The 21367-nt window shown below is 66.1% G+C and carries 31 protein-coding genes; all 31 read left to right on the top strand.

The features are described 5' to 3' along the window. The 31 genes from E0W80_RS10365 (at position 1) to rplR (ending at position 21365) form a co-directional block, all read left to right on the top strand. Positions 1–1209 (top strand): maltose ABC transporter substrate-binding protein, encoded by a 1209-nt coding sequence (locus E0W80_RS10365; protein WP_131492374.1) that lies wholly within the window; start codon positions 1–3, stop codon positions 1207–1209. A 73-nt stretch (positions 1210–1282) separates the two neighbouring features. After that, positions 1283–2887 carry an ABC transporter permease subunit gene (locus E0W80_RS10360; protein WP_131492373.1) on the top strand — a complete coding sequence of 535 codons (1605 nt, stop codon included), beginning with the start codon at positions 1283–1285 and terminating at the stop codon, positions 2885–2887. Between the two features lies 1 nt (position 2888). Further along, positions 2889–3797, top strand: a complete 909-nt coding sequence (locus E0W80_RS10355; RefSeq protein ID WP_131492372.1) for a sugar ABC transporter permease — start codon at positions 2889–2891, stop codon at positions 3795–3797. Between the two features lie 67 nt (positions 3798–3864). Next, positions 3865–4197: a PadR family transcriptional regulator gene (locus tag E0W80_RS10350; protein WP_047524115.1), complete on the top strand. Its 333-nt coding sequence runs from the start codon at positions 3865–3867 to the stop codon at positions 4195–4197. Beyond that, positions 4194–4847, top strand: a complete 654-nt coding sequence (locus E0W80_RS10345; RefSeq protein WP_131492371.1) for a hypothetical protein — start codon at positions 4194–4196, stop codon at positions 4845–4847. Before E0W80_RS10350 ends, E0W80_RS10345 begins: the two co-directional genes overlap by 4 nt. Before the next feature lie 73 nt (positions 4848–4920). Next, positions 4921–5073 (top strand): hypothetical protein, encoded by a 153-nt coding sequence (locus E0W80_RS19145; protein ID WP_153242816.1) that lies wholly within the window; start codon positions 4921–4923, stop codon positions 5071–5073. A 115-nt stretch (positions 5074–5188) separates the two neighbouring features. Next, positions 5189–6229, top strand: a complete 1041-nt coding sequence (locus tag E0W80_RS10340; RefSeq protein ID WP_131492370.1) for an ABC transporter — start codon at positions 5189–5191, stop codon at positions 6227–6229. A 68-nt stretch (positions 6230–6297) separates the two neighbouring features. Beyond that, positions 6298–6729 carry a hypothetical protein gene (locus E0W80_RS10335; protein WP_131492369.1) on the top strand — a complete coding sequence of 144 codons (432 nt, stop codon included), beginning with the start codon at positions 6298–6300 and terminating at the stop codon, positions 6727–6729. A gap of 67 nt (positions 6730–6796) precedes the next feature. Next, a complete protein-coding gene (locus E0W80_RS10330; RefSeq protein ID WP_194239285.1) occupies positions 6797–7444 on the top strand; it encodes a spermidine/putrescine ABC transporter substrate-binding protein in 648 nt (215 codons plus the stop codon). A 226-nt stretch (positions 7445–7670) separates the two neighbouring features. Further along, on the top strand, positions 7671–8039 hold the full coding sequence (gene rpsL / locus E0W80_RS10325; protein WP_017201609.1) for a 30S ribosomal protein S12: 369 nt from the start codon (positions 7671–7673) through the stop codon (positions 8037–8039). A gap of 5 nt (positions 8040–8044) precedes the next feature. Continuing rightward, on the top strand, positions 8045–8515 hold the full coding sequence (gene rpsG, locus E0W80_RS10320; protein ID WP_017201608.1) for a 30S ribosomal protein S7: 471 nt from the start codon (positions 8045–8047) through the stop codon (positions 8513–8515). 87 nt (positions 8516–8602) lie between these two features. Continuing rightward, entirely contained in the window at positions 8603–10717 is a 2115-nt protein-coding gene (gene fusA, locus E0W80_RS10315; protein ID WP_047524111.1) for an elongation factor G, read from the top strand. A 169-nt stretch (positions 10718–10886) separates the two neighbouring features. Beyond that, entirely contained in the window at positions 10887–12077 is a 1191-nt protein-coding gene (gene tuf / locus E0W80_RS10310; protein ID WP_047524110.1) for an elongation factor Tu, read from the top strand. Between the two features lie 150 nt (positions 12078–12227). Next, positions 12228–12440: a hypothetical protein gene (locus tag E0W80_RS10305; protein ID WP_045264638.1), complete on the top strand. Its 213-nt coding sequence runs from the start codon at positions 12228–12230 to the stop codon at positions 12438–12440. A gap of 835 nt (positions 12441–13275) precedes the next feature. Beyond that, positions 13276–13584: a 30S ribosomal protein S10 gene (rpsJ, locus tag E0W80_RS10300; RefSeq protein ID WP_017201594.1), complete on the top strand. Its 309-nt coding sequence runs from the start codon at positions 13276–13278 to the stop codon at positions 13582–13584. Positions 13585–13592: 8 nt separating this feature from the next. Beyond that, the gene (gene rplC / locus E0W80_RS10295; RefSeq protein WP_047524109.1) at positions 13593–14252 is read left to right on the top strand and encodes a 50S ribosomal protein L3; all 660 of its coding nucleotides are present in this window, start codon (positions 13593–13595) and stop codon (positions 14250–14252) included. A gap of 2 nt (positions 14253–14254) precedes the next feature. Beyond that, a complete protein-coding gene (rplD, locus tag E0W80_RS10290; RefSeq protein WP_047524108.1) occupies positions 14255–14917 on the top strand; it encodes a 50S ribosomal protein L4 in 663 nt (220 codons plus the stop codon). Then, positions 14914–15237 carry a 50S ribosomal protein L23 gene (rplW, locus tag E0W80_RS10285; protein ID WP_017829206.1) on the top strand — a complete coding sequence of 108 codons (324 nt, stop codon included), beginning with the start codon at positions 14914–14916 and terminating at the stop codon, positions 15235–15237. The genes rplD and rplW overlap by 4 nt, the downstream gene beginning before the upstream one ends. 20 nt (positions 15238–15257) lie before the next feature. Continuing rightward, positions 15258–16097: a 50S ribosomal protein L2 gene (rplB, locus tag E0W80_RS10280; RefSeq protein ID WP_017201590.1), complete on the top strand. Its 840-nt coding sequence runs from the start codon at positions 15258–15260 to the stop codon at positions 16095–16097. 12 nt (positions 16098–16109) lie between these two features. Beyond that, positions 16110–16391: a 30S ribosomal protein S19 gene (rpsS, locus tag E0W80_RS10275; protein ID WP_017829205.1), complete on the top strand. Its 282-nt coding sequence runs from the start codon at positions 16110–16112 to the stop codon at positions 16389–16391. Then, a complete protein-coding gene (gene rplV / locus E0W80_RS10270) occupies positions 16391–16789 on the top strand; it encodes a 50S ribosomal protein L22 (RefSeq protein ID WP_021201121.1) in 399 nt (132 codons plus the stop codon). The genes rpsS and rplV overlap by 1 nt, the downstream gene beginning before the upstream one ends. Continuing rightward, entirely contained in the window at positions 16789–17544 is a 756-nt protein-coding gene (gene rpsC, locus E0W80_RS10265; protein WP_017201587.1) for a 30S ribosomal protein S3, read from the top strand. The genes rplV and rpsC overlap by 1 nt, the downstream gene beginning before the upstream one ends. Continuing rightward, positions 17544–17963, top strand: a complete 420-nt coding sequence (gene rplP / locus E0W80_RS10260) for a 50S ribosomal protein L16 (protein WP_047524107.1) — start codon at positions 17544–17546, stop codon at positions 17961–17963. Before rpsC ends, rplP begins: the two co-directional genes overlap by 1 nt. Then, the gene (gene rpmC / locus E0W80_RS19495) at positions 17963–18280 is read left to right on the top strand and encodes a 50S ribosomal protein L29 (RefSeq protein ID WP_017829202.1); all 318 of its coding nucleotides are present in this window, start codon (positions 17963–17965) and stop codon (positions 18278–18280) included. The genes rplP and rpmC overlap by 1 nt, the downstream gene beginning before the upstream one ends. Then, positions 18280–18612, top strand: coding sequence for a 30S ribosomal protein S17 (rpsQ, locus tag E0W80_RS19490; protein WP_047524106.1), 333 nt, complete (start codon positions 18280–18282; stop codon positions 18610–18612). Before rpmC ends, rpsQ begins: the two co-directional genes overlap by 1 nt. After that, a complete protein-coding gene (rplN, locus tag E0W80_RS10245; protein WP_017201583.1) occupies positions 18609–18977 on the top strand; it encodes a 50S ribosomal protein L14 in 369 nt (122 codons plus the stop codon). Before rpsQ ends, rplN begins: the two co-directional genes overlap by 4 nt. Before the next feature lie 2 nt (positions 18978–18979). Then, on the top strand, positions 18980–19339 hold the full coding sequence (rplX, locus tag E0W80_RS10240; protein WP_047524105.1) for a 50S ribosomal protein L24: 360 nt from the start codon (positions 18980–18982) through the stop codon (positions 19337–19339). After that, positions 19339–19929, top strand: coding sequence for a 50S ribosomal protein L5 (rplE, locus tag E0W80_RS10235; protein ID WP_047524104.1), 591 nt, complete (start codon positions 19339–19341; stop codon positions 19927–19929). The genes rplX and rplE overlap by 1 nt, the downstream gene beginning before the upstream one ends. A 132-nt stretch (positions 19930–20061) precedes the next feature. Continuing rightward, a complete protein-coding gene (gene rpsH, locus E0W80_RS10230) occupies positions 20062–20460 on the top strand; it encodes a 30S ribosomal protein S8 (protein WP_047524103.1) in 399 nt (132 codons plus the stop codon). 6 nt (positions 20461–20466) lie between these two features. Continuing rightward, positions 20467–21003: a 50S ribosomal protein L6 gene (gene rplF, locus E0W80_RS10225; protein WP_047524102.1), complete on the top strand. Its 537-nt coding sequence runs from the start codon at positions 20467–20469 to the stop codon at positions 21001–21003. A 2-nt stretch (positions 21004–21005) separates the two neighbouring features. Beyond that, positions 21006–21365, top strand: a complete 360-nt coding sequence (rplR, locus tag E0W80_RS10220) for a 50S ribosomal protein L18 (protein ID WP_017201578.1) — start codon at positions 21006–21008, stop codon at positions 21363–21365. The last annotated feature ends 2 nt before the right edge of the window (positions 21366–21367 follow it).

The raw sequence follows: 21367 nt of genomic DNA, 5'->3' as shown, positions 1-21367 counted from the left end.
ATGAAGGTGAACAAGAGGAGCATCGCCGCCGCGGGCGCGATCGCCATCGTTTCGACTCTGACGCTCGCCGGCTGCTCCACGGGGACCAGCGGCGATGACACCTCCGGCTCCGAGGACAGCGGCACGCTCGTCGTCTGGGTCGACGCCGAGCGCGTCGACGCCCTGCAGGGGGCGGCGGACGCGTACGAGGACAAGACCGGGGTCACGGTGGAGCTGTTGGGCAAGTCCGTCGACGACATGAAGGACGACTTCATCCAGCAGGTGCCGACCGGCAAGGGACCCGATGTGGTCATGGGCGCGCACGACTGGCTCGGGGAGCTGTCGACGAACGGCGTCGTCGCTCCGATCGAGCTCGGTGACAGCGCGGGGGACTACCTCTCGGTGGCGCTGCAGGCCGCGACGTATGACGGCACCGTCTACATGCTTCCCTACGCCGTCGAGAACATCGCCGTGCTGCGCAACGCCGACCTGGTCCCGACCGCCCCGAGCAGCTTCGACGACATGATCGCCCAGGGCACGTTCGTCGTGGAGCAGGGCGCCGAGGGCAACCCGTACCACCTGTACCCCTTCCAGACGGCTTTCGGCGCTCCGGTCTTCGGCACGGACGACACGGGCAGCTACGACGCCACCGACCTGCAGCTCGGCAGCGAGGGCGGTTTCGCCTTCGCCGACTGGCTCGGCGCGCAGGGCACGGCCGGCGTGCTGAACACCGACATCGACGGTGAGATCGCCAAGCAGCAGTTCCTCGACGGCACCGCGGCCTTCTGGCTGACCGGTCCCTGGAACGTGGGGGCGGCCACCGACGCCGGCATCAACGTCGCGATCGACCCGATCCCGAGCCCGACCGGTGAGACCGCATCGCCGTTCGCCGGCGTCAAGGGCTTCTTCGTGAGCTCCGAGTCCAAGAACAAGGTCGCGGCGAACGACTTCCTGGTCAACTACCTCGGCACGGAAGACGTCCAGCTCGAACTGTTCAAGGCCGGCAACGTCCTGCCCGCGCTCACCGCGGCCGCCGACACGGCGGCATCCGACCCGATCATCGCCGGCTTCCAGGCCGTCGGTGCCGACGCCGTCCCGATGCCGGCCATCCCGGCCATGGGCTCGGTCTGGCAGTTCTGGGGTGTCGCCGAGGCGGCGATCATCAACGGTGCGGACCCGACGACGACGTGGCAGAAGCTCGTCGACGACGTCACCGCAGCGATCAAGTAACAGCCATCACACGGGCCCTGCCGGGGCGGACGGCGACCACCGCCCGCCCCGGCAGGATCATGACGAGGACGACATGACAGACACCGACGAGCGCACGGCTCCTCCGACCCGACGTCAGCGCCAGGCCGCGAAGATCGCGGAGGCCGCATCCGGACCGATCGGCTGGATGCTGCTGAAGATCCTCCTGCTGGCGGTGGTCGATGCGATCGCGCTCTACGCCGCGTTCGTGCTCTTCGCGAACCAGGAGTGGCTGATCCTCGGCATCGTCGTCGCGGTCGCCGTCCTCGTCAACTACATCTACTTCTCGCGCAAGCGCATCGCAGCGAAGTACCTCACCCCCGGCATCATCTTCCTGGTCGTCTTCCAGGTGTTCACGCTCCTCTACACCGGGTACATCGGCTTCACCAACTACGGCACCGGCCACAACGGCACCAAGGAGCAGGCGATCTCCTCGCTCCTCGCCTCGGCACAGGAGCGGGTCGAGGACTCGCCCACCTACCCCGTCACCGTCGTCGAGCAGTTCGGGACCTACGGGTTCCTCGTGACGGACCCGGAGTCCGGCGACGCCCTCCTCGGCACGTCCGAGCAGCCGCTCGAAGAGGTCGACGCCGAGTTCGCGGGCGGTCAGGCCATCGCCGTCGACGGCTGGACGACGCTCCCGCTCGCGACCGTCTTCACACTCTCGGAAGAGCTCGAGCAGCTCTCGGTCCCGTTCAGCGATGACCCCAACGACGGCAGCCTGCGGGCTCCGGACGGCCAGAAGGGGTATCTGTACGTCTCGACGCTCGAGTACGACGCGGCTGCCGACACGATCACGGACACCACCACCGGCACCGTCTACTCCGACGAGGGTGACGGAGCCTTCACCGCGGCGGACGGGGAGCAGCTACTGCCCGGGTGGCAGACGACCGTCGGCTTCGACAACTTCGTCCGTGCCGTCACCGACTCCTCGATCCGTGGGCCGTTGATCTCGGTCACCCTGTGGACGTTCGCGTTCGCGGTGATCTCGGTCGCGTCGACGTTCTTCCTCGGGCTCCTGCTCGCGCTGGTGTTCAACAACACCCGGATGCGCTTCCGCAACGGATACCGGATCATCCTGATCCTGCCGTACGCGTTCCCCGCCTTCCTCTCCGCACTCGTCTGGGCCGGGATGATGAACGAGAGCTTCGGGTTCATCAACCAGGTCCTCTTCGGAGGTGCGGCGATCCCGTGGCTGACGGATCCGACGCTCGCGAAGGTGTCGGTCCTGCTGGTCAACCTGTGGCTCGGCTTCCCGTACATGTTCCTGGTGTGCATGGGTGCCCTCCAGGGCATCCCGGAGGATGTGAACGAGGCGGCCGTCATGGACGGCGCGAACCCCTGGCAGGTGTTCCGGCGCATCAAGCTCCCGCTGCTGCTCGTCACGGTCGCGCCATTGCTGATCTCGTCCTTCGCGTTCAACTTCAACAACTTCAACCTGATCTACATGCTCACCAAGGGCGGGCCGCGATTCAGCGACGTGTCGATCCCCGTGGGACACACCGACATCCTGATCTCGATGGTGTACAAGGTGGCCTTCACCGGGCAGACGCGCGACTACGGCCTCGCCTCCGCCTTCACCATCCTGATCTTCATCGTGGTCGCGACCATCTCGATCATCAGCTTCCGCAAGACCAAGGCCCTCGAGGAGCTGAACTGACATGAGCACCGCCAGTCCCGCCACCGACGCACACGCCCCCGCCGCGCGCCGACGCACTCTCGGCGCCTGGTTCGCCGACACCGGGTGGCGCCACCTCGTCGCGATCGTCGTCAGCGTGTTCGCCCTGTTCCCCCTCCTGTACGTCGTGTCGGCCTCGCTGAACCCGAAGGGGACGCTCACCGGATCGAATCAGCTGTTCTCGGCGATCGGGATCGACAGCTACGTGCGCATCCTGAGTGATCCGCAGAACCCCTACGGCACCTGGTTCCTGAACACCTTGCTCATCGCGGTCGTCACGGGCGCCGTCACGGTCTTCATCGGCGCGTGCGCCGCATATGCGTTCTCCCGCATGCGATTCGCCGGGCGCCGCGTCGGACTCGTCACGATCGTCGTGGTGCAGATGTTCCCGCAGCTGCTCGCCGTCGTCGCGATCTTCCTGCTCATGTCGACGCTGGGGGACTGGTTCCCGGCGATCGGGCTCAACACCCACACGGGACTCATCCTGGTGTACCTCGGGGGCGCGCTCGGTGTGAACACGTATCTGATGTACGGCTTCTTCAATACGATCCCCAAGGAGATCGACGAGGCCGCCCGCATCGACGGCGCCGGACATGCCCGGATCTTCTTCACGATCATCCTTCGCCTGGTCGCGCCGATCCTCGCCGTCGTCGGGCTGCTGTCCTTCATCGGCACCGTCAACGAATACGTGATCGCGAGTGTGATGCTCGTCGACGTCGACCAGCAGACCCTGGTCGTCGGGCTCACCAAGCTCGTGGCCAACCCGCGCTACGCGGATTGGTCGGCGTTCTCCGCCGGTGCCGTGATGGCGGCGATCCCGGTGATGATCCTGTTCCTGTTCCTGCAGAAGTACATCGTCGGCGGACTGACCGCGGGCGCGACCAAGGGCTGACCTCCTTCGGCCCGCCTCGCGTATCCGCCGGTCGCGGTAGCTTGTGTCGCATGCTATCTTGTGATGCATGACAGCTGATGTCGGCGCCCAGATGCGCAAGGGGGTCGTCGAGTACTGCGTGCTCGGCCTGCTCGCGCGCGAGCCGATGTACGGCTGGCAGCTGGCGGACGCACTCACACGCGCCGGACTGATCGCCAGCATCGGCACGTTGTATCCGCTTCTGGGGCGGCTGCGTGACGCCGACTGGGTCAGCACGTTCGACCAGCCGTCCGAGAGCGGTCCGGTGCGCAAGTACTACCGGCTCACGGAGGCGGGTGTGCAGCAGCTCGAGCGCTTCCGCGCCCAATGGACACCGTTCGCCCGTGTCGTCACGGGCATCGTCGGAGAGGGACGACCATGACACAGACAGACGCACACGCACTGCGCGACGACTACCTCGCGCGGCTCGATGAGGCCATGCGAGACCTCCCGCACGGCGTCGCCTCCGACATCCGCGGCGGCATCGTCGAAGAGCTCGAGGGGCTCGACGCCGAAGCGATGGCCGCACGGATCGCGCGGCTGGGGGATCCGGCCGCGATCGCGCGCGAGGCCCAGGACGAAGTCCCGGACAGCCCGAGGATCGTGGTCGCCGCCCCGGTCTCCGCCCCGCCGGCGCCGCGCCGCCCATCGACGTCGACGCGAGGGTTCGCGATCACGGCGGCACTGACGTTGAGTTTCGGCGGATTCATCGTCCCGGTACTCGGGTGGTTCGTCGGAGCGGTGCTCGTCTCGCTGAGCGCCCTGTGGAAGACGTGGGAGAAGGTCGTCTCGATCGTCGTGCCATTCGTGTTCGGCGCCCTGTCGCTGCTGCTCCTGCAGTTCATGAGCTTCGTGGAGTTCGCCTCCTCGGGAAGCTCCTCCGGGTCCGGTCCCGGGCCGGACGACGTCACGAACAATCCGCTGGTGCCGAGTCTCAGCATCTGGCACCTCCTGCTCCTCTTCGGCTTCCTCCTCATCCCCGCATCGGGCCTCTGGCTGCTCTGGAGGCTGCGGGGGCGCACCGCCGCGTGAGACCGTGCAGCGACCGCGTCATCGCTCGGCGTTGCGGCCCGCGAGTTCGCCCCGCCCGTCGTAGCGTGAGGATATGGCACGAGTGGCTGGGCGCAGCATCGCGATGAGCTGGTTCGCCGGTGTCGTGTGTGCCGCGATCATCGGGGCGCTCGTCTGGCTGTCCCTCCCGATCCTTCCCGTGCTGGCCGCGTTCGCGGGCGACGCCCTGCGCACCGCCCTCCCCTGAGCGGTGGCGACCGGCCCGTCTTCACCCGCATGGCGACACGTCGGCACGCCTGCGTGAGCGGCCGTTCACGCGGCGGTACCCTCGCAATGCACATATCCGATGAGAGGCGCACCCCATGAGTGATCCCGACGGCCCCCAGCCCGAGAAGCCGGCTGACGTCGACGACGTCGTCGGCAGCGCGAACGCCGGTCTCGCAGACGCCGCCGCCGCGGGCGCGGATGTTCCCGGCGCGAACGACAGCGTGGACGACGGTCCCGTCGACCCCGTCGCCGCGCCCGTCGACCCCGACCTCGCCGCCTTCGAAGAGGCCGAGCGGGACCACCCCGGCACGTTCGCTCCTCCGCCCCCCGCCGCGACAGCGACGCCGGCCGCCGCCTCGAACCCCGACGTGCGCGATGTCCGCTCTGAGGCCGACGCCGACAGTGCTTCCTTCTTCCCTGAACCGGTCGTGGCCGAGCCCGCACCGTTCGGCCACGAACAGTCCGGCATGGCCGGGGGTGCCTACGCGCAGTATGGCGATGAGGCCGACACCCGTGTCGTCCCGTCGGAGCCGCTGGTCGCCGCGAGCGCGGGTGCGGCCGCGGCCCAGCCGCAGCCGATCTTCGTGCAGGCTCCGGAGCCGCCGCGTGATCGCGGCAACCGCGGAACCGCCGGGCTCATCGGTCTGCTCGCGACCCTCGTCTTCGCCGTGCTCTACCTGGGCGCGGCGCTGGGATTCGGCGCGGTCGCCGGGGATGTCACGGGCGAGAACATCGGTGAAGCGGCGCTCGCGCCTCTGCTCACGTGGGGATACTGGACTCCCGTCGTCGTGTTCTTCCTCGGGTTCTGGCTGCTCGGCGCGATCATCAACCGCGGACGCTGGGGCCTCTGGGTCGTGTTCGGTCTCCTCGTCGGCGTCATCGCGTACGCCGGCCATATCCTCGGGCAGCTGTTCGAGGCGCCGTTCTGGAAGCTCACCGCCTCGCAGGGACTCGACCTCGTCGGGGAACAGCTGCTGGCGCCGTTGGCGATCGCCGCGTTCGTGTTCGCCCGTGAGCTGACCATCTGGTTCGGCGCATGGGTGTCCCGCAGCGGTGCGCGCAAGACCGAGCTGAACGCCGAGGCGCAGCGCGAGTATGAGCGCACCCTCGAAGCCGGTCCGACGCTGTCGAGGTAGTCACGAACTCCACCACGCCGAACCCCCGCGGGCCCGAGTCCGCGGGGGTTTCGGCTGTCTTGGCGGTGGTGCTCGCCACCATCAGCTTCTTCGCGCTCGCGGTGTTCGGGCTCGGTGCCCTGAGCGTGGCGACCGACACCGACATCATCTCGACCCCCGACCTCGGTCAGGCTCCGGGGGTGGTGGGGATGCTCGCCGCGGTCGTCGCCTTCGCGGTGCTCCTGGGGGTGACCCTCCGGACCCGGCGTCCGTCCTTCGTCTCCACGATCACGATCGCGCTCGTCACTGTCCTCGCGCATCTCGTGGTCGTGTGGTTCGCCGTTCTCCTCGGAACGTCGGACGTCGTGATCGCCACGGCGGTCGCCGGGGACCTCGTCCGGGGTGGAGTGAGCGCGGTGCTGCTCGTGGCGGCGCTGATCGCCGCGTGGGGTGGCGTCGCTCTCCGACGCACTCGTGCTGAGCATCCGCGTTGGCCTTGGGAGCGCGACGAGGACGAGTGACCTTCCACGCCCCGCCGCGGAAGGGGAAATCGACGCGGTGAAGGGCGACGCGCCGTACGCTGGTGGGGTGGAGCGCTCACTGGAGACGCAGGTGGACCAAGCCGTCGAGGCCTGGTTGCGCTGGGTGCCGCGCTGGGAGCCGGCGACCCATCGAGGCCGCGTCGCGCCCTGCCGCCGTTGTCTGGGGTCTCCGATCCTCGCCGCCGCCGGGATCGGAGCGAACGCGCCCCACGGCGTGCAGCATGGGCTCTCGACCCGGATCAAGACCATCGTCGACCACGCGGTCGCCGAGTACACGGCGCAGAACCTCCCGATGCTGCAGCGAGAGCTCGACCAGCAGGCCGCACGCAATCGCGCCCGCAGCTACCGACCGGCCGAAGACCTCGACCCCGAGTTCGACGGGCTCCCGCTCGATCCGGAGCCGGTACCCGGAGCACCGTTCCTGTTCACGATCGCCGGCCTCGCCGACGACTCCGCCGCAGAGCTCCCGGCGCTGCCGCCGCTCACGGAGGAGGCGAAGATCGCCCTCCGCCAAGAAGTCGCCCTCGCCGACGAGTACGCCAACATGGTCGGCCGGGAGATCTGCAACATGCTGCTCGGGCACCGGATCGTCATCCAGGCGGCGATCTCCCAGCATGTCGAGCCTCAGATCGAGGCGCTGCTGGCGGAGTTGACCGAGTCGCTGGACTCGCCCTTCGATCCCGACATCCCCTGATCCTCGCGACGGTTCGCGGACGCACACTCATTTGACCGCCACGTTACGCGGCATTACACTTGACCAGGTGTGTGCACGTCTCGACGTGCGCGCTGGGCGTCGGCACCATGCCGGTCCGCCCCCACGGCATACCCACCACACCAAAAGCTCGTCGATTCCGGCGTGCCGGTGGGTCATGATGTGAAACCCATCACGCTGTCACCGTGCAGCACTATGAGGAGAGAACGTGCCAACCATTCAGCAGTTGGTTCGCAAGGGTCGCTCGCCCAAGGTCACCAAGACCAAGGCGCCGGCGCTCAAGTCGAACCCGCAGCAGGCCGGGGTCTGCACCCGCGTCTACACCACCACCCCGAAGAAGCCGAACTCGGCGATGCGCAAGGTCGCTCGTGTGAAGCTCCGCAACGGCACCGAGGTCACCGCGTACATCCCCGGTGAGGGCCACAACCTGCAGGAGCACTCGCTCGTGCTCGTGCGCGGCGGTCGAGTCAAGGACCTTCCCGGTGTGCGTTACAAGATCGTCCGTGGCGCCCTGGACACCCAGGCAGTCAAGAACCGTAAGCAGGCTCGTTCCCGCTACGGCGCGAAGAAGGGTTGAGTTAGATGCCTCGTAAGGGACCCGCCCCGAAGCGCCCCGTCGTCAACGACCCGGTATACGGCGCACCGATCGTCACCTCGCTGGTGAACAAGATCCTCGTCGACGGCAAGAAGTCGCTGGCCGAGTCGATCGTCTACGGCGCCCTCCGCGGTGTCGAGGCGAAGAACGGCCAGGACGCCGTCGCCACGCTCAAGAAGGCGCTCGACAACGTGCGCCCGACCCTCGAGGTCCGCAGCCGCCGCGTCGGTGGTTCGACCTACCAGGTGCCGGTCGAGGTCAAGCCTCACCGCGCCAACACGCTCGCTCTGCGCTGGCTCGTGAGCTACGCGAAGGGCCGTCGTGAGAAGACGATGACCGAGCGTCTCCAGAACGAGATCCTCGACGCGTCCAACGGCCTGGGTGCCGCGGTCAAGCGCCGCGAGGACACGCACAAGATGGCCGAGTCGAACCGCGCGTTCGCTCACTACCGCTGGTAAACAGCTTCGCCCGTCCCCCGGCCTCCCGTCGGGGGACGGGCACCCCCTCTTCGCAGTAAGACTGCTCCAAAAGATAAGGACACTCCTGTGGCACAAGACGTGCTCACGGACCTGAGCAAGGTCCGCAACATCGGCATCATGGCGCACATCGATGCCGGCAAGACCACGACGACCGAGCGCATCCTGTTCTACACGGGCGTCAACCACAAGCTCGGCGAGACGCACGACGGCGCCTCGACCACCGACTGGATGGAGCAGGAGAAGGAGCGCGGCATCACGATCACGTCTGCCGCCGTGACCTGCTTCTGGAACAAGAACCAGATCAACATCATCGACACCCCCGGTCACGTGGACTTCACGGTCGAGGTGGAGCGCTCGCTCCGCGTCCTCGACGGTGCTGTCGCCGTGTTCGACGGCAAGGAGGGCGTCGAGCCCCAGTCCGAGACCGTGTGGCGTCAGGCCGACAAGTACAACGTGCCGCGCATCTGCTTCGTCAACAAGATGGACAAGCTCGGTGCCGACTTCTACTTCACGGTCGACACGATCGTCAGCCGCCTCGGCGCCAAGCCGCTGGTCATCCAGCTGCCCATCGGTGCGGAGAACGACTTCATCGGTGTCATCGACCTGATCGAGATGCGTGCACTGGTCTGGCCCGGCGACTCCAAGGGTGATGTCACCATGGGCGCCAAGTACGAAGTCCAGGAGATCCCCGCCGACCTCAAGGAGAAGGCGGACGAGTACCGTCAGCAGCTCCTCGAGGTCGTCGCCGAGACCGACGACGCGCTGCTCGAGAAGTTCTTCGGCGGCGAGGAGCTCACGGTCGCCGAGATCAAGGGCGCGATCCGCAAGCTGACCGTCGCCAGCGAGATCTACCCGGTGCTCTGCGGCTCCGCGTTCAAGAACCGCGGTGTCCAGCCGATGCTCGACGCGGTCGTCGACTTCCTGCCGAACCCCCTCGACGTCGGTGCCATCGAGGCGCACGACCCGAAGGACTACGACACGATCATCGAGCGTCACCCCGACGCCAACGACCCGTTCTCGGCGCTGGCCTTCAAGGTCGCCGTGCACCCGTTCTTCGGTCGCCTCACCTACGTGCGCGTCTACTCGGGTCACCTCGACTCGGGCTCCGCCGTGGTCAACTCGACCAAGGGCAAGAAGGAGCGCATCGGGAAGATCTTCCAGATGCACGCCAACAAGGAGAACCCGGTCGACTCGCTGACCGCCGGCAACATCTACGCGGTCATCGGCCTGAAGGACACCACCACCGGTGACACCCTCGCCGACCCGGCAGCTCCGGTCGTCCTCGAGTCGATGACGTTCCCGGAGCCCGTGATCGAGGTCGCGATCGAGCCGAAGACCAAGGCCGACCAGGAGAAGCTGGGTCTCGCGATCCAGAAGCTCGCTGAGGAGGACCCGACCTTCCGCACGGAGCTCAACCCCGAGACCGGTCAGACGACCATCAAGGGCATGGGCGAGCTGCACCTCGACATCCTCGTCGACCGCATGAAGCGCGAGTTCCGCGTCGAGGCGAACGTCGGCAAGCCGCAGGTCGCGTACCGTGAGACGATCCGCAAGACCGTCGAGAAGCACGACTACACGCACAAGAAGCAGACCGGTGGTTCTGGACAGTTCGCGAAGATCCAGTTCAACATCGAGCCGCTCGAGCTTGACTCCGAGACGACTTACGAGTTCGTGAACGCCGTCACCGGTGGTCGCATCCCCCGTGAGTACATCGGCTCGATCGATGCTGGTTTCCAGGACGCGATGAACGTCGGTGTGCTCGCGGGCTACCCGATGGTCGGCGTCAAGGCGACCATCGTCGATGGTGCAGCGCACGACGTCGACTCCTCGGAGATGGCGTTCAAGATCGCGGGCTCCATGGGCTTCAAGGAGGCCGCTCGCCGTGCCAACCCCGTGCTGCTCGAGCCGCTGATGGCCGTCGAGGTCCGTACTCCGGAGGAGTACATGGGCGACGTCATCGGTGACCTGAACTCGCGCCGTGGCCAGATCCAGTCGATGGAAGACGCCGCCGGCGTCAAGGTCGTCCGCGCTCAGGTGCCGCTGTCCGAGATGTTCGGCTACATCGGCGACCTGCGCTCGAAGACCTCGGGCCGCGCCGTCTACTCGATGGAGTTCCACAGCTACGCTGAGGTTCCCCGCGCGGTGGCGGACGAGATCGTCCAGAAGACCAAGGGCGAGTAATCACCCTTCTGGGTTCCCCGCGGCGCCGAGCACGGCGAAGCGCCGCGGGGTTCCCAGGTCACCTACAACTTCACATTCCCTCTCTACTAAACTGAGAACCTAACCCGTAGAGAACCGGTCGCAAACCAGTGCCCGGTCACCTCTACAACGACGTCCTGAGGAGGACCCAGTGGCTAAGGCCAAGTTCGAGCGGACCAAGCCGCACGTCAACATCGGAACGATCGGTCACGTCGACCACGGCAAGACCACGCTCTCCGCAGCGATCTCGAAGGTGCTTGCTGACAAGTACCCGTCCGACACCAACGTGCAGCGTGACTTCGCTTCCATCGACTCGGCGCCGGAAGAGCGCCAGCGTGGTATCACCATCAACATCTCGCACATCGAGTACGAGACCCCGAAGCGCCACTACGCGCACGTCGACGCTCCCGGCCACGCCGACTACGTCAAGAACATGATCACCGGTGCGGCTCAGATGGACGGCGCGATCCTCGTGGTCGCCGCCACCGACGGCCCGATGGCTCAGACGCGTGAGCACGTGCTGCTCGCCAAGCAGGTCGGCGTTCCCTACCTGCTCGTCGCGCTGAACAAGTCCGACATGGTCGACGACGAGGAGATCCTGGAGCTCGTCGAGCTCGAGGTCCGCGAGCTGCTCGCCGGCCAGGGCTTCGACGAGGACGCTCCTGTCGTCCGCGTCTCCGCTCTCAAGGCCCTCGAGGGCGACGAGAAGTGGGTCCAGGCGATCCTGGACCTGATGCAGGCCGTCGACGACAGCGTTCCGGACCCGGAGCGTGACCGCGACAAGCCGTTCCTGATGCCCGTCGAGGACGTCTTCACGATCACCGGCCGTGGAACCGTCGTCACGGGTCGCGCCGAGCGTGGCACGCTGGCCATCAACTCCGAGGTCGAGATCGTCGGACTCCGTCCGACCGTCAAGACCACGGTCACGGGTATCGAGATGTTCCACAAGCAGCTCGACGAGGCCTGGGCCGGCGAGAACTGTGGTCTGCTGCTCCGCGGTACCAAGCGTGAAGACGTCGAGCGCGGTCAGGTCATCGTCAAGCCGGGTTCGGTCACGCCGCACACCGACTTCGAGGGCACCGCGTACATCCTGTCGAAGGACGAGGGTGGCCGTCACAACCCGTTCTACACGAACTACCGCCCGCAGTTCTACTTCCGCACCACCGACGTCACCGGCGTCATCTCGCTGCCCGAGGGCACCGAGATGGTCATGCCCGGCGACACCACCGACATGACGGTCGAGCTGATCCAGCCGATCGCCATGGAGGAGGGCCTCGGCTTCGCCATCCGTGAGGGTGGACGCACCGTCGGCGCCGGTACGGTCACGAAGATCATCAAGTAAGCATCTGCTTCCTCGCAAAGGGGTCGGGCCTTCGGGTCCGGCCCCTTTGTCGTGGACGGGCGGCGAGGGTTCCCTTCGGCGGGGTGGACATGCACAATGAGTGTGGTCGCCCCGATCGGACGACCGCACACGTCTCAGAAGGGGAGTCACATGGGTATCGAGGACGCCGTGAACAAGGGCAAGGACCTCTACGAGCAGAACAAGGACAAGATCGCCGAAGCCGTGAAGAGCGAGCAGGCGGAGGACATCAGCGACAAGGTGCTCGACGGTGTCGCCGACTTCGCGAAGAAGATCGCACCCGGCGCGGCGGACAAGATCGACGAGATCCGGGACAGCGCGGACAAGGCCGTCGGCAACGAGTAGCCTCGCCCGTCGTCGCTGAGCGGCGCCCCACCGGTGGTGGGGCGCCGCTTTTCGGTGCCGGGCGGTGAGACCCGGTGTCAAATGTGGCGGATTCGCTCCTGCATCGAGTAAGATCGTCTCGACCGCCTGGGGATCTTGCGGTCATGGAAGCCGAAGGGGTTCGGTTTCCGGGAACACGCGGTCATCCGCGTCCAAACTGGGGATATGCGATCTTGGGGATCATCGTGCGACGCGCGCAGCCACTGCGCCTGAGCGTCTCCCTGCCTGCGCGGCGGGTCTTCCGCCGCGCCCTCGGTCGAGGAGCTCGGCGTCCCTTCACGCCGGGCTACTCGCGTTCGGTGTGCCCCCTCGCACTGAACGCCCTCCCCAAGCGGGGCGAGGCATGGGGATGCCTCGCCCCGCTATCTCCTGCGATCTGACGTCTCCGCCGCGCGTCTGAGGCGCGGCGAGACGACCGCGACACGCCCGGGTTTGCAGAAGTGAAATCGGCCGTGGCAGAATAGACAGGTTCGATATTCCGTTGCCGCTGTGCGTGCAACGGATCACTGCCAGGGCAGTGCATAGACGGCGCCTCCTCCGGGACGGCGCAGGGTTCTAGGCCGCGGGTAGCAGAACACACCCCGACACCCCCTCATGATGAAGGGTTCCGCCGTGCGCGGTGGAAGGTCGGCATCCGGTCGCCTCGCGGCTTCCGGCTGACAGAAGAACAGTGGTGCAGCAGATCGACTCGTGAGAGCCGTTCTCGTGCCGAGGCGCGAACAGCGCCGACGTGCGTCCAATGCCCCAGGGCCACCCGGTCCCGGACGGTAAGACGCCTAAAGAGAGAGAGCAGACAATGGCGGGACAGAAGATCCGCATTCGCCTGAAGTCGTATGACCACGAGGTCATCGACACGTCCGCACGCAAGATCGTCGACACCGTGACCCGTGCGGGCGCAACCGTCGTCGGCCCCGTGCCCCTTCCGACCGAGAAGAACGTCGTGTGCGTCATCCGGTCGCCCCACAAGTACAAGGACAGCCGCGAGCACTTCGAGATGCGCACCCACAAGCGTCTGATCGACATCGTCGACCCGACGCCCAAGGCTGTCGACTCGCTGATGCGTCTCGACCTGCCGGCCGATGTCAACATCGAGATCAAGCTCTGAGGTTCGACATGGCTGACATCAATTCCAAGGTTTCCAAGGGCATGCTCGGCACGAAGCTCGGCATGACCCAGGTCTGGAACGAGAGCGGCAAGCTCGTTCCCGTCACCGTCATCGAGCTGGCACCGAACGTGGTCACCCAGGTCCGTACCCCCGAGAAGGACGGCTACAACGCCGTGCAGATCGCCTACGGCCAGATCGACCCCCGCAAGGTGAACAAGCCGCTCTCCGCTCACTTCGAGGCAGCCGGCGTCACGCCGCGTCGTCACGTCACCGAGATCCGCACCGCGGACGCCGGCGACTACACCCTGGGCCAGGAGCTCACGGTCGACGGCACCTTCGAGGCAGGCCAGCTCGTCGACGTCGTCGGCACGAGCAAGGGCAAGGGCTTCGCCGGTGTCATGAAGCGCCACAACTTCAAGGGCGTCTCGGCTTCGCACGGTGCACACCGCAACCACCGCAAGCCCGGCTCCATCGGCGCATCGTCGACCCCGAGCCGCGTCTTCAAGGGCATGCGCATGGCCGGCCGTATGGGTGGCGAGCGCGTGACCGTCCTCAACCTCACGGTGCACGCCATCGACATCGAGAAGGGACTCATGCTCGTCAAGGGCGCCGTCCCCGGTGCTCGTGGTCGCATCGTCTATGTCCGCAACGCAGTGAAGGGTGCCTGATCATGGCTGACTCCACTCTCGCGCTCGACGTCCTCAAGGCAGACGGCAAGAAGGCAGGCTCCATCGAGCTTCCCGCCGCACTGTTCGACGCCAAGACGAACATCCCGCTCATCCACCAGGTCGTCGTCGCGCAGCTCGCGGCGGCACGCCAGGGCACGCACTCGACCAAGCGTCGTGGCGAGGTCTCCGGTGCCGGCCGCAAGCCCTTCAAGCAGAAGGGCACGGGTAACGCCCGTCAGGGTTCCATCCGCGCGCCGCACATGACCGGTGGTGGCATCGTCCACGGCCCGAAGCCGCGTGACTACTCGCAGCGCACCCCCAAGAAGATGATCGCCGCCGCCCTGCTGGGCGCGCTCAGCGACCGCTTCCGCGGAGACCGCATCCACGCCATCGACTCCTTCGGGATCGACGGCACGCCCTCGACCAAGACCGCCGTGAGCTTCCTCACCAACGTCGTCTCGTCGAAGAACGTGCTCGTCGTCATCGAGCGGGGCGACGACGTGACGCTGAAGAGCATCCGCAACCTGTCGAACCTGCACGTGCTGACGTTCGACCAGCTCAACGCATACGACGTGCTCGTCTCCGACGACATCGTCTTCACCCAGGCCGCGCTCGAGGGCTTCATCGCCTCCAAGTCCGGCGCCAACCAGGAGGTCTCCGCATGAGCGAGCAGGCATCTGTTCTCCAGACGGCCCTGAACAAGGACCCGCGCGACATCATCCTGAAGCCGGTCGTGTCCGAGAAGAGCTACGGGCTCATCGATGAAGGAAAGTACACCTTCCTCGTCGACCCGCGCGCTTCGAAGACCGAGATCAAGCTCGCCATCGAGAAGATCTTCGGCGTCAAGGTCGCAGGGGTCAACACCCTCAACCGCGTCGGCAAGGCTCGCCGCACCCGCTTCGGAACCGGCAAGCGCAAGGACACCAAGCGCGCCATCGTCACCCTGAAGTCGGGCACCATCGACATCTTCACGGCAATCGGCTGATCCGGGGGATAAGGACAATCATGGCTATTCGCAAGTACAAGCCCACGACCCCGGGCCGTCGCGGCTCGTCGGTGGCTGACTTCGCCGAGATCACTCGATCGACGCCGGAGAAGTCGCTGCTGCGCCCGCTCTCGAAGACCGGTGGTCGCAACAACCAGGGCCGCATCACGACCCGTCACATCGGTGGTGGCCACAAGCGCCAGTACCGCGTCATCGACTTCCGTCGCAATGACAAGGACGGCGTCAACGCCAAGGTCGCTCACATCGAGTACGACCCCAACCGCACCGCGCGCATCGCGCTGCTGCACTACTTCGACGGTGAGAAGCGCTACATCCTCGCTCCGGCGAAGCTGAAGCAGGGCGACATCGTCGAGTCGGGTGCCGGGGCTGACATCAAGCCGGGTAACAACCTCCCGCTGAAGAACATCCCCACCGGTACCGTCATCCACGCGATCGAGCTCCGCCCCGGCGGCGGCGCGAAGATGGCACGTTCGGCCGGTGCATCCGTCCGTCTCGTCGCCAAGGACGGCCCCTACGCCCAGCTGCGTCTCCCCTCGGGTGAGATCCGCAACGTCGATGCGCGCTGCCGCGCGACCATCGGCGAGGTCGGCAACGCCGAGCAGTCGAACATCAACTGGGGCAAGGCCGGCCGTATGCGCTGGAAGGGCGTCCGCCCGACGGTCCGTGGTGTCGCGATGAACCCGGTCGACCACCCGCACGGTGGTGGTGAGGGCAAGACCTCCGGTGGTCGTCACCCCGTCTCCCCGTGGGGCCAGGCGGAGGGTCGTACCCGTCACGCCAACAAGGAAAGCGACAAGTACATCGTGCGTCGTCGTAACGCCGGCAAGAAGCGCAAGTAGGAGTAAGAGAAGATGCCTCGCAGTCTTAAGAAGGGCCCCTTCGTCGACGATCACCTGCTTCGCAAGGTGGTCGTGCAGAACGAAGCCGGCACCAAGAACGTCATCAAGACCTGGTCCCGTCGGTCCATGATCATCCCGGCCATGCTGGGTCACACGATCGCGGTCCACGACGGACGCAAGCACATCCCTGTGTTCGTGTCCGAGACCATGGTCGGTCACAAGCTGGGCGAGTTCGCGCCCACCCGCACCTTCCGCGGTCACGAGAAGGACGACAAGAAGGGGCGGCGCCGCTAATGGTCGAATCGATCGCACGCGTGCGACACATCCGCGTGACCCCTCAGAAGGCTCGCCGTGTCGTCGCGCTCATCAAGGGCAAGCAGGCTCAGGAGGCTCTCGCCATCCTGAAGTTCGCGCAGCAGAGCGCCAGCGAGCCGATCTACAAGCTTGTCGCGTCGGCCATGGCCAACGCGCAGGTGAAGGCGGATCGCGACGGCGAATTCCTCGACGAGCAGGACCTGTACGTGGCGAACGCGTACGTCGACGAGGGCACGACGCTCAAGCGTTTCCAGCCCCGTGCACAGGGTCGCGCTTTCCAGATCAAGAAGCGCACGAGCCACATCACGGTCGTGCTCTCGACGCCTGAGGCAGCTCCGGCCGCCACGGGCGACAGCAACAAGAAGGCGAGCAAGTAATGGGACAGAAGGTAAACCCGTACGGCTTCCGTCTCGGCATCACGACGGACCACGTCTCGCGTTGGTTCTCTGACTCGACGAAGCCGGGGCAGCGTTACGCCGACTACGTCGCCGAGGACATCAAGATCCGCAACCTGCTCAAGACGCAGCTCGACCGCGCCGGTGTCTCGAACATCGAGATCGAGCGCACCCGTGACCGCGTCCGCGTCGACATCCACACCGCCCGTCCGGGCATCGTGATCGGTCGTCGTGGAGCCGAGGCCGAGCGCATCCGCGGCGACCTCGAGAAGCTCTCGGGCAAGCAGATCCAGCTGAACATCCTCGAGGTCAAGAACCCCGAGGCCGACGCTCAGCTCGTTGCGCAGGGCATCGCCGAGCAGCTCTCTGCTCGTGTGGCGTTCCGTCGTGCGATGCGCAAGGGTCTGCAGGGCGCTCAGCGCGCCGGCGCCAAGGGCATCCGTATTCAGGTCTCCGGCCGCCTCGGCGGCGCCGAGATGAGCCGTTCGGAGTTCTACCGCGAGGGTCGTGTGCCGCTGCACACGCTGCGCGCGAACATCGACTACGGCTTCTACGAGGCGAAGACCACCTTCGGCCGCATCGGCGTGAAGGTCTGGATCTACAAGGGCGACCTGACCGCGAAGGAGCTCGCTCGCGAGCAGGCCAACGCACCCAAGGCTCGTCGTGACGACCGTGGTGGCGACCGCCGCCGTGCCCCGCGCAACGAGGCACCTGTCGCAGAAGGAGCGTCGGCATAATGCTCATCCCCCGTAAGGTCAAGTTCCGCAAGCAGCACCACCCCGGGCGCTCGGGTCAGGCCACCGGCGGCACGAAGGTCTCCTTCGGCGAGTACGGTATCCAGGCGCTTTCGCCCGCTTACGTGACGAACCGTCAGATCGAGTCCGCTCGTATCGCGATGACCCGTCACATCAAGCGTGGTGGAAAGGTGTGGATCAACATCTACCCCGACCGTCCGCTCACGAAGAAGCCTGCCGAGACCCGCATGGGTTCCGGTAAGGGTTCCCCCGAGTGGTGGGTCGCCAACGTCAAGCCGGGCCGTGTCCTCTTCGAGGTCGCGGGTGTCGACGAGCAGCTCGCTCGCGAAGCTCTGACCCGAGCAATTCACAAGCTGCCGCTCAAGGCACGCATCATCAAGCGCGAGGAGGGCGACGCGTAATGGCGATCGGCACCAAGGAGCTCGCCCCGGCAGAGCTCGACACATTCGAAGACCAGCGCCTCGTCGAGGAGCTGCGCAAGGCCAAGGAGGAGCTGTTCAACCTCCGTTTCCAGTCGGCCACCGGCCAGCTGGAGAGCCACGGCCGCATCCGCGCCGTCAAGCGCGACATCGCGCGTCTCTACACCGTGATCCGCGAACGCGAGCTGGGCATCCGTGCGACGCCCGCTCCGGTCGAGGCTCCGGCCAAGAAGGCGACCAAGTCGAAGGCGAAGAAGGCGGACTCCGCCGACGACGCCGTGAAGGAAGAGGCTGAGTGATGGCCACCAAGAAGGAAGCGACTGCGGAGACGCAGGCCGCAGGACACGAGTCGTCCGAGCACGACGTCCGCGACACCGCTGCACGCGGCTACCGCAAGGCGCGTCGCGGCTACGTCGTCAGCGACAAGATGGACAAGACCATCGTGGTCGAGGTCGAGGACCGCGTGAAGCACCCGCTTTACGGCAAGGTCATCCGCCGCACCTCGAAGGTCAAGGCGCACGATGAGGCGAACACCGCCGGCATCGGCGACCTGGTCCTGATCAACGAGACCCGCCCGCTCAGCGCCACGAAGCGCTGGCGCCTGGTGGAGATTCTGGAGAAGGCCAAGTGATCCAGCAGGAATCCCGACTCAAGGTCGCCGACAACACCGGCGCCAAGGAGCTGCTCACGATCCGCGTTCTCGGTGGCTCGAAGCGCCGCTACGCGGGCCTCGGCGACACCATCGTCGCGACCGTCAAGGACGCGATCCCCGGTGGCAACGTCAAGAAGGGCGACGTCGTCAAGGCGGTCATCGTCCGCACCAAGAAGGAGGTCCGTCGTCCGGACGGCTCCTACATCAAGTTCGACGAGAACGCCGCCGTGATCCTGAAGAACGACGGGGAGCCCCGCGGCACCCGTATCTTCGGACCGGTCGGTCGTGAGCTTCGTGACAAGAAGTTCATGAAGATCGTCTCGCTGGCGCCGGAGGTCATCTAATCATGGCGAAGATCAAGAAGGGTGACCTGGTTCAGGTCATCACGGGTGCCACGCAGGAGCGTGGCGGCGACCGCGGTAAGCAGGGCAAGGTCCTCGACGTCCTTTCCGACAAGAACCGCGTCATCGTCGAAGGCGTGAACTACGTCACCAAGCACACCCGCGTCGGACAGACGCAGCGTGGCACCAAGACCGGAGGCCTCGAGACCGTCGAAGCCTCCATCCACATCTCGAACGTCGCACTCGTCGACCCCTCGACCAAGAAGCCGACCAAGGTCGGCCACCGGGTCGAGGAGCAGACGAAGGACGGCGTGAAGCGCACCGTCCGCGTGCGCTACGCGAAGAAGAGCGGTAAGGACCTCTGATGAGCACCGACACTGCCGCGCCGGCTGGCAAGATCCAGCCGCGCCTGAAGCAGAAGTACAACACCGAGATCAAGAAGGCGATGCAGGAAGAGTTCGGTTACTCGAACGTCATGCAGATCCCCGGACTGGTCAAGGTCGTCGTGAACACCGGTGTCGGCGAGGCAGCTCGCGACAGCAAGGTGATCGATGGCGCGGTCGACGACCTCACCAAGATCACCGGCCAGAAGCCGATCGTCACGAAGGCCCGCAAGTCCATCGCGCAGTTCAAGCTGCGTGAGGGTCAGGCCATCGGAGCGCACGTCACCCTCCGTGGTGACCGCGCGTGGGAGTTCGTGGACCGCCTCGTCTCGCTCGCTCTGCCCCGTATCCGCGACTTCCGCGGTCTCTCGGCCAAGCAGTTCGACGGCAACGGCAACTACACCTTCGGTCTCCAGGAGCAGAGCGTGTTCCACGAGATCGATCAGGACAAGATCGACCGGGTTCGCGGTTTCGACATCACCGTCGTCACCACCGCGAAGACGGATGACGAGGGTCGGGCACTGCTCCGCCACCTCGGCTTCCCGTTCCGCTCGGAAGACGCACAGGCGTAACACCCTTGACGGGCTCAGTGGTCTCGTGTCACTGAGCCCGTCGATGTGCACGTACAATTGAAAATTGCGTGTCATCGCAGGCCGTCTGTCGTGTAACGGCAGCCGGAACCTCATGAACAAAGGAAAACAACAATGACAATGACAGACCCGGTCGCAGATCTGCTGACCCGTCTGCGCAACGCGAACTCGGCGCACCACGATTCCGTGACCCTGCCGTCGAGCAAGCTCAAGACGCACATCGCTGAGATCCTCCAGCAGGAGGGCTACATCGCCGGTTGGGAGACCTCTGACGCTCGCGTCGGGAAGAACCTCACGCTGACGCTGAAGTACGGTCCCAACCGTGAGCGCTCCATCGCCGGCATCAAGCGCGTCTCGAAGCCCGGTCTCCGCGTCTACGCGAAGTCGACCGAGCTGCCCACGGTCCTCGGCGGCCTCGGCGTGGCCATCCTGTCCACTTCCTCCGGTCTTCTCACCGACCGTCAGGCTGAGCAGAAGGGCGTGGGCGGAGAAGTTCTCGCCTACGTGTGGTAATTCGAAATGTCGCGTATTGGACGACTTCCCATCGACGTTCCTGCGGGCGTGACCGTTTCGGTCGACGGCCGTGAGGTCGCGGTGAAGGGCCCCAAGGGTGAGCTCACCCTCACGGTGGCCAGCCCCATCGAGGTCGCGGTCGAGGAGAACCAGGTTCTGGTCTCCCGTCCCGACGACGAGCGCGAGTCGCGGTCGCTTCACGGCCTGACCCGCACGCTCATCAACAACAACATCATCGGCGTGACCCAGGGATACACCAAGGGTCTCGAGGTCGTCGGCACCGGTTACCGCGTGCAGCAGAAGGGGAGCTCGGTCGAGTTCGCCCTCGGCTTCTCGCACCCGGTCCTGGTCGACCCGCCCGCCGGCATCACGCTCACGGTCGAGGGCACCACCAAGCTCACCGTCAGCGGGATCGACAAGCAGGCTGTCGGTGAGGCAGCTGCGAACATCCGCAAGATCCGCAAGCCTGAGCCGTACAAGGGCAAGGGTGTGCGCTACGCCGGCGAGAACGTGCGTCGCAAGGCCGGAAAGAGTGGTAAGTAACCATGGCTCTCAAGTCAAAGTCTGACGCCCGCGCGCGTCGTCACGCCCGCCTTCGCAAGAAGGTCGTCGGCACCGAGGCGCGTCCGCGTCTCGTCGTCAACCGTTCGGCCCGCCACGTCTTCGTGCAGCTGGTCGACGACAGCAAGGGTCACACCGTCGCGTCGGCTTCGACGCTCGAGACCGACCTGCGCTCGCTCGAGGGTGACAAGACCGCCAAGGCCCGCAAGGTCGGCGAGCTCCTCGCCGAGCGCGCGAAGGCCGCAGGCGTTTCCGAGGCAGTGTTCGACCGTGGCGGCAACCGCTACGCCGGTCGTGTCGCCGCCATCGCCGACGGCGCCCGTGAGGGGGGTCTGGCACTGTGAGT

The sequence above is a fragment of the Microbacterium sp. PI-1 genome (assembly GCF_004337555.1).
GTDB classification, from domain to species: domain Bacteria; phylum Actinomycetota; class Actinomycetes; order Actinomycetales; family Microbacteriaceae; genus Microbacterium; species Microbacterium aurugineum.
The sequence above is the reverse complement of the archived record's forward strand: the minus strand, read 5'-3'. Positions and strand labels throughout refer to the sequence as shown.

Bases quoted from the DNA above. Each gene is read 5' to 3' on its own strand.
- rplD (WP_047524108.1), top strand. From the start codon at position 14,255: ATGGCTGACTCCACTCTCGCGCTCGACGTCCTCAAGGCAGACGGCAAG.
- E0W80_RS19145 (WP_153242816.1), top strand. From the start codon at position 4,921: ATGGCACGAGTGGCTGGGCGCAGCATCGCGATGAGCTGGTTCGCCGGT.
- rpsH (WP_047524103.1), top strand. From the start codon at position 20,062: ATGACAATGACAGACCCGGTCGCAGATCTGCTGACCCGTCTGCGCAAC.
- E0W80_RS10305 (WP_045264638.1), top strand. From the start codon at position 12,228: ATGGGTATCGAGGACGCCGTGAACAAGGGCAAGGACCTCTACGAGCAG.
- rplP (WP_047524107.1), top strand. From the start codon at position 17,544: ATGCTCATCCCCCGTAAGGTCAAGTTCCGCAAGCAGCACCACCCCGGG.
- E0W80_RS10365 (WP_131492374.1), top strand. From the start codon at position 1: ATGAAGGTGAACAAGAGGAGCATCGCCGCCGCGGGCGCGATCGCCATC.
- rpsJ (WP_017201594.1), top strand. From the start codon at position 13,276: ATGGCGGGACAGAAGATCCGCATTCGCCTGAAGTCGTATGACCACGAG.
- rpsQ (WP_047524106.1), top strand. From the start codon at position 18,280: ATGGCCACCAAGAAGGAAGCGACTGCGGAGACGCAGGCCGCAGGACAC.
- rplB (WP_017201590.1), top strand. From the start codon at position 15,258: ATGGCTATTCGCAAGTACAAGCCCACGACCCCGGGCCGTCGCGGCTCG.
- rpmC (WP_017829202.1), top strand. From the start codon at position 17,963: ATGGCGATCGGCACCAAGGAGCTCGCCCCGGCAGAGCTCGACACATTC.
- rplV (WP_021201121.1), top strand. From the start codon at position 16,391: ATGGTCGAATCGATCGCACGCGTGCGACACATCCGCGTGACCCCTCAG.
- E0W80_RS10340 (WP_131492370.1), top strand. From the start codon at position 5,189: ATGAGTGATCCCGACGGCCCCCAGCCCGAGAAGCCGGCTGACGTCGAC.
- rpsC (WP_017201587.1), top strand. From the start codon at position 16,789: ATGGGACAGAAGGTAAACCCGTACGGCTTCCGTCTCGGCATCACGACG.
- rpsG (WP_017201608.1), top strand. From the start codon at position 8,045: ATGCCTCGTAAGGGACCCGCCCCGAAGCGCCCCGTCGTCAACGACCCG.
- rplW (WP_017829206.1), top strand. From the start codon at position 14,914: ATGAGCGAGCAGGCATCTGTTCTCCAGACGGCCCTGAACAAGGACCCG.
- E0W80_RS10350 (WP_047524115.1), top strand. From the start codon at position 3,865: ATGACAGCTGATGTCGGCGCCCAGATGCGCAAGGGGGTCGTCGAGTAC.
- rplX (WP_047524105.1), top strand. From the start codon at position 18,980: ATGGCGAAGATCAAGAAGGGTGACCTGGTTCAGGTCATCACGGGTGCC.
- E0W80_RS10360 (WP_131492373.1), top strand. From the start codon at position 1,283: ATGACAGACACCGACGAGCGCACGGCTCCTCCGACCCGACGTCAGCGC.
- rplE (WP_047524104.1), top strand. From the start codon at position 19,339: ATGAGCACCGACACTGCCGCGCCGGCTGGCAAGATCCAGCCGCGCCTG.
- E0W80_RS10345 (WP_131492371.1), top strand. From the start codon at position 4,194: ATGACACAGACAGACGCACACGCACTGCGCGACGACTACCTCGCGCGG.
- E0W80_RS10355 (WP_131492372.1), top strand. From the start codon at position 2,889: ATGAGCACCGCCAGTCCCGCCACCGACGCACACGCCCCCGCCGCGCGC.
- rplC (WP_047524109.1), top strand. From the start codon at position 13,593: ATGGCTGACATCAATTCCAAGGTTTCCAAGGGCATGCTCGGCACGAAG.
- rplR (WP_017201578.1), top strand. From the start codon at position 21,006: ATGGCTCTCAAGTCAAAGTCTGACGCCCGCGCGCGTCGTCACGCCCGC.
- rpsS (WP_017829205.1), top strand. From the start codon at position 16,110: ATGCCTCGCAGTCTTAAGAAGGGCCCCTTCGTCGACGATCACCTGCTT.
- rplF (WP_047524102.1), top strand. From the start codon at position 20,467: ATGTCGCGTATTGGACGACTTCCCATCGACGTTCCTGCGGGCGTGACC.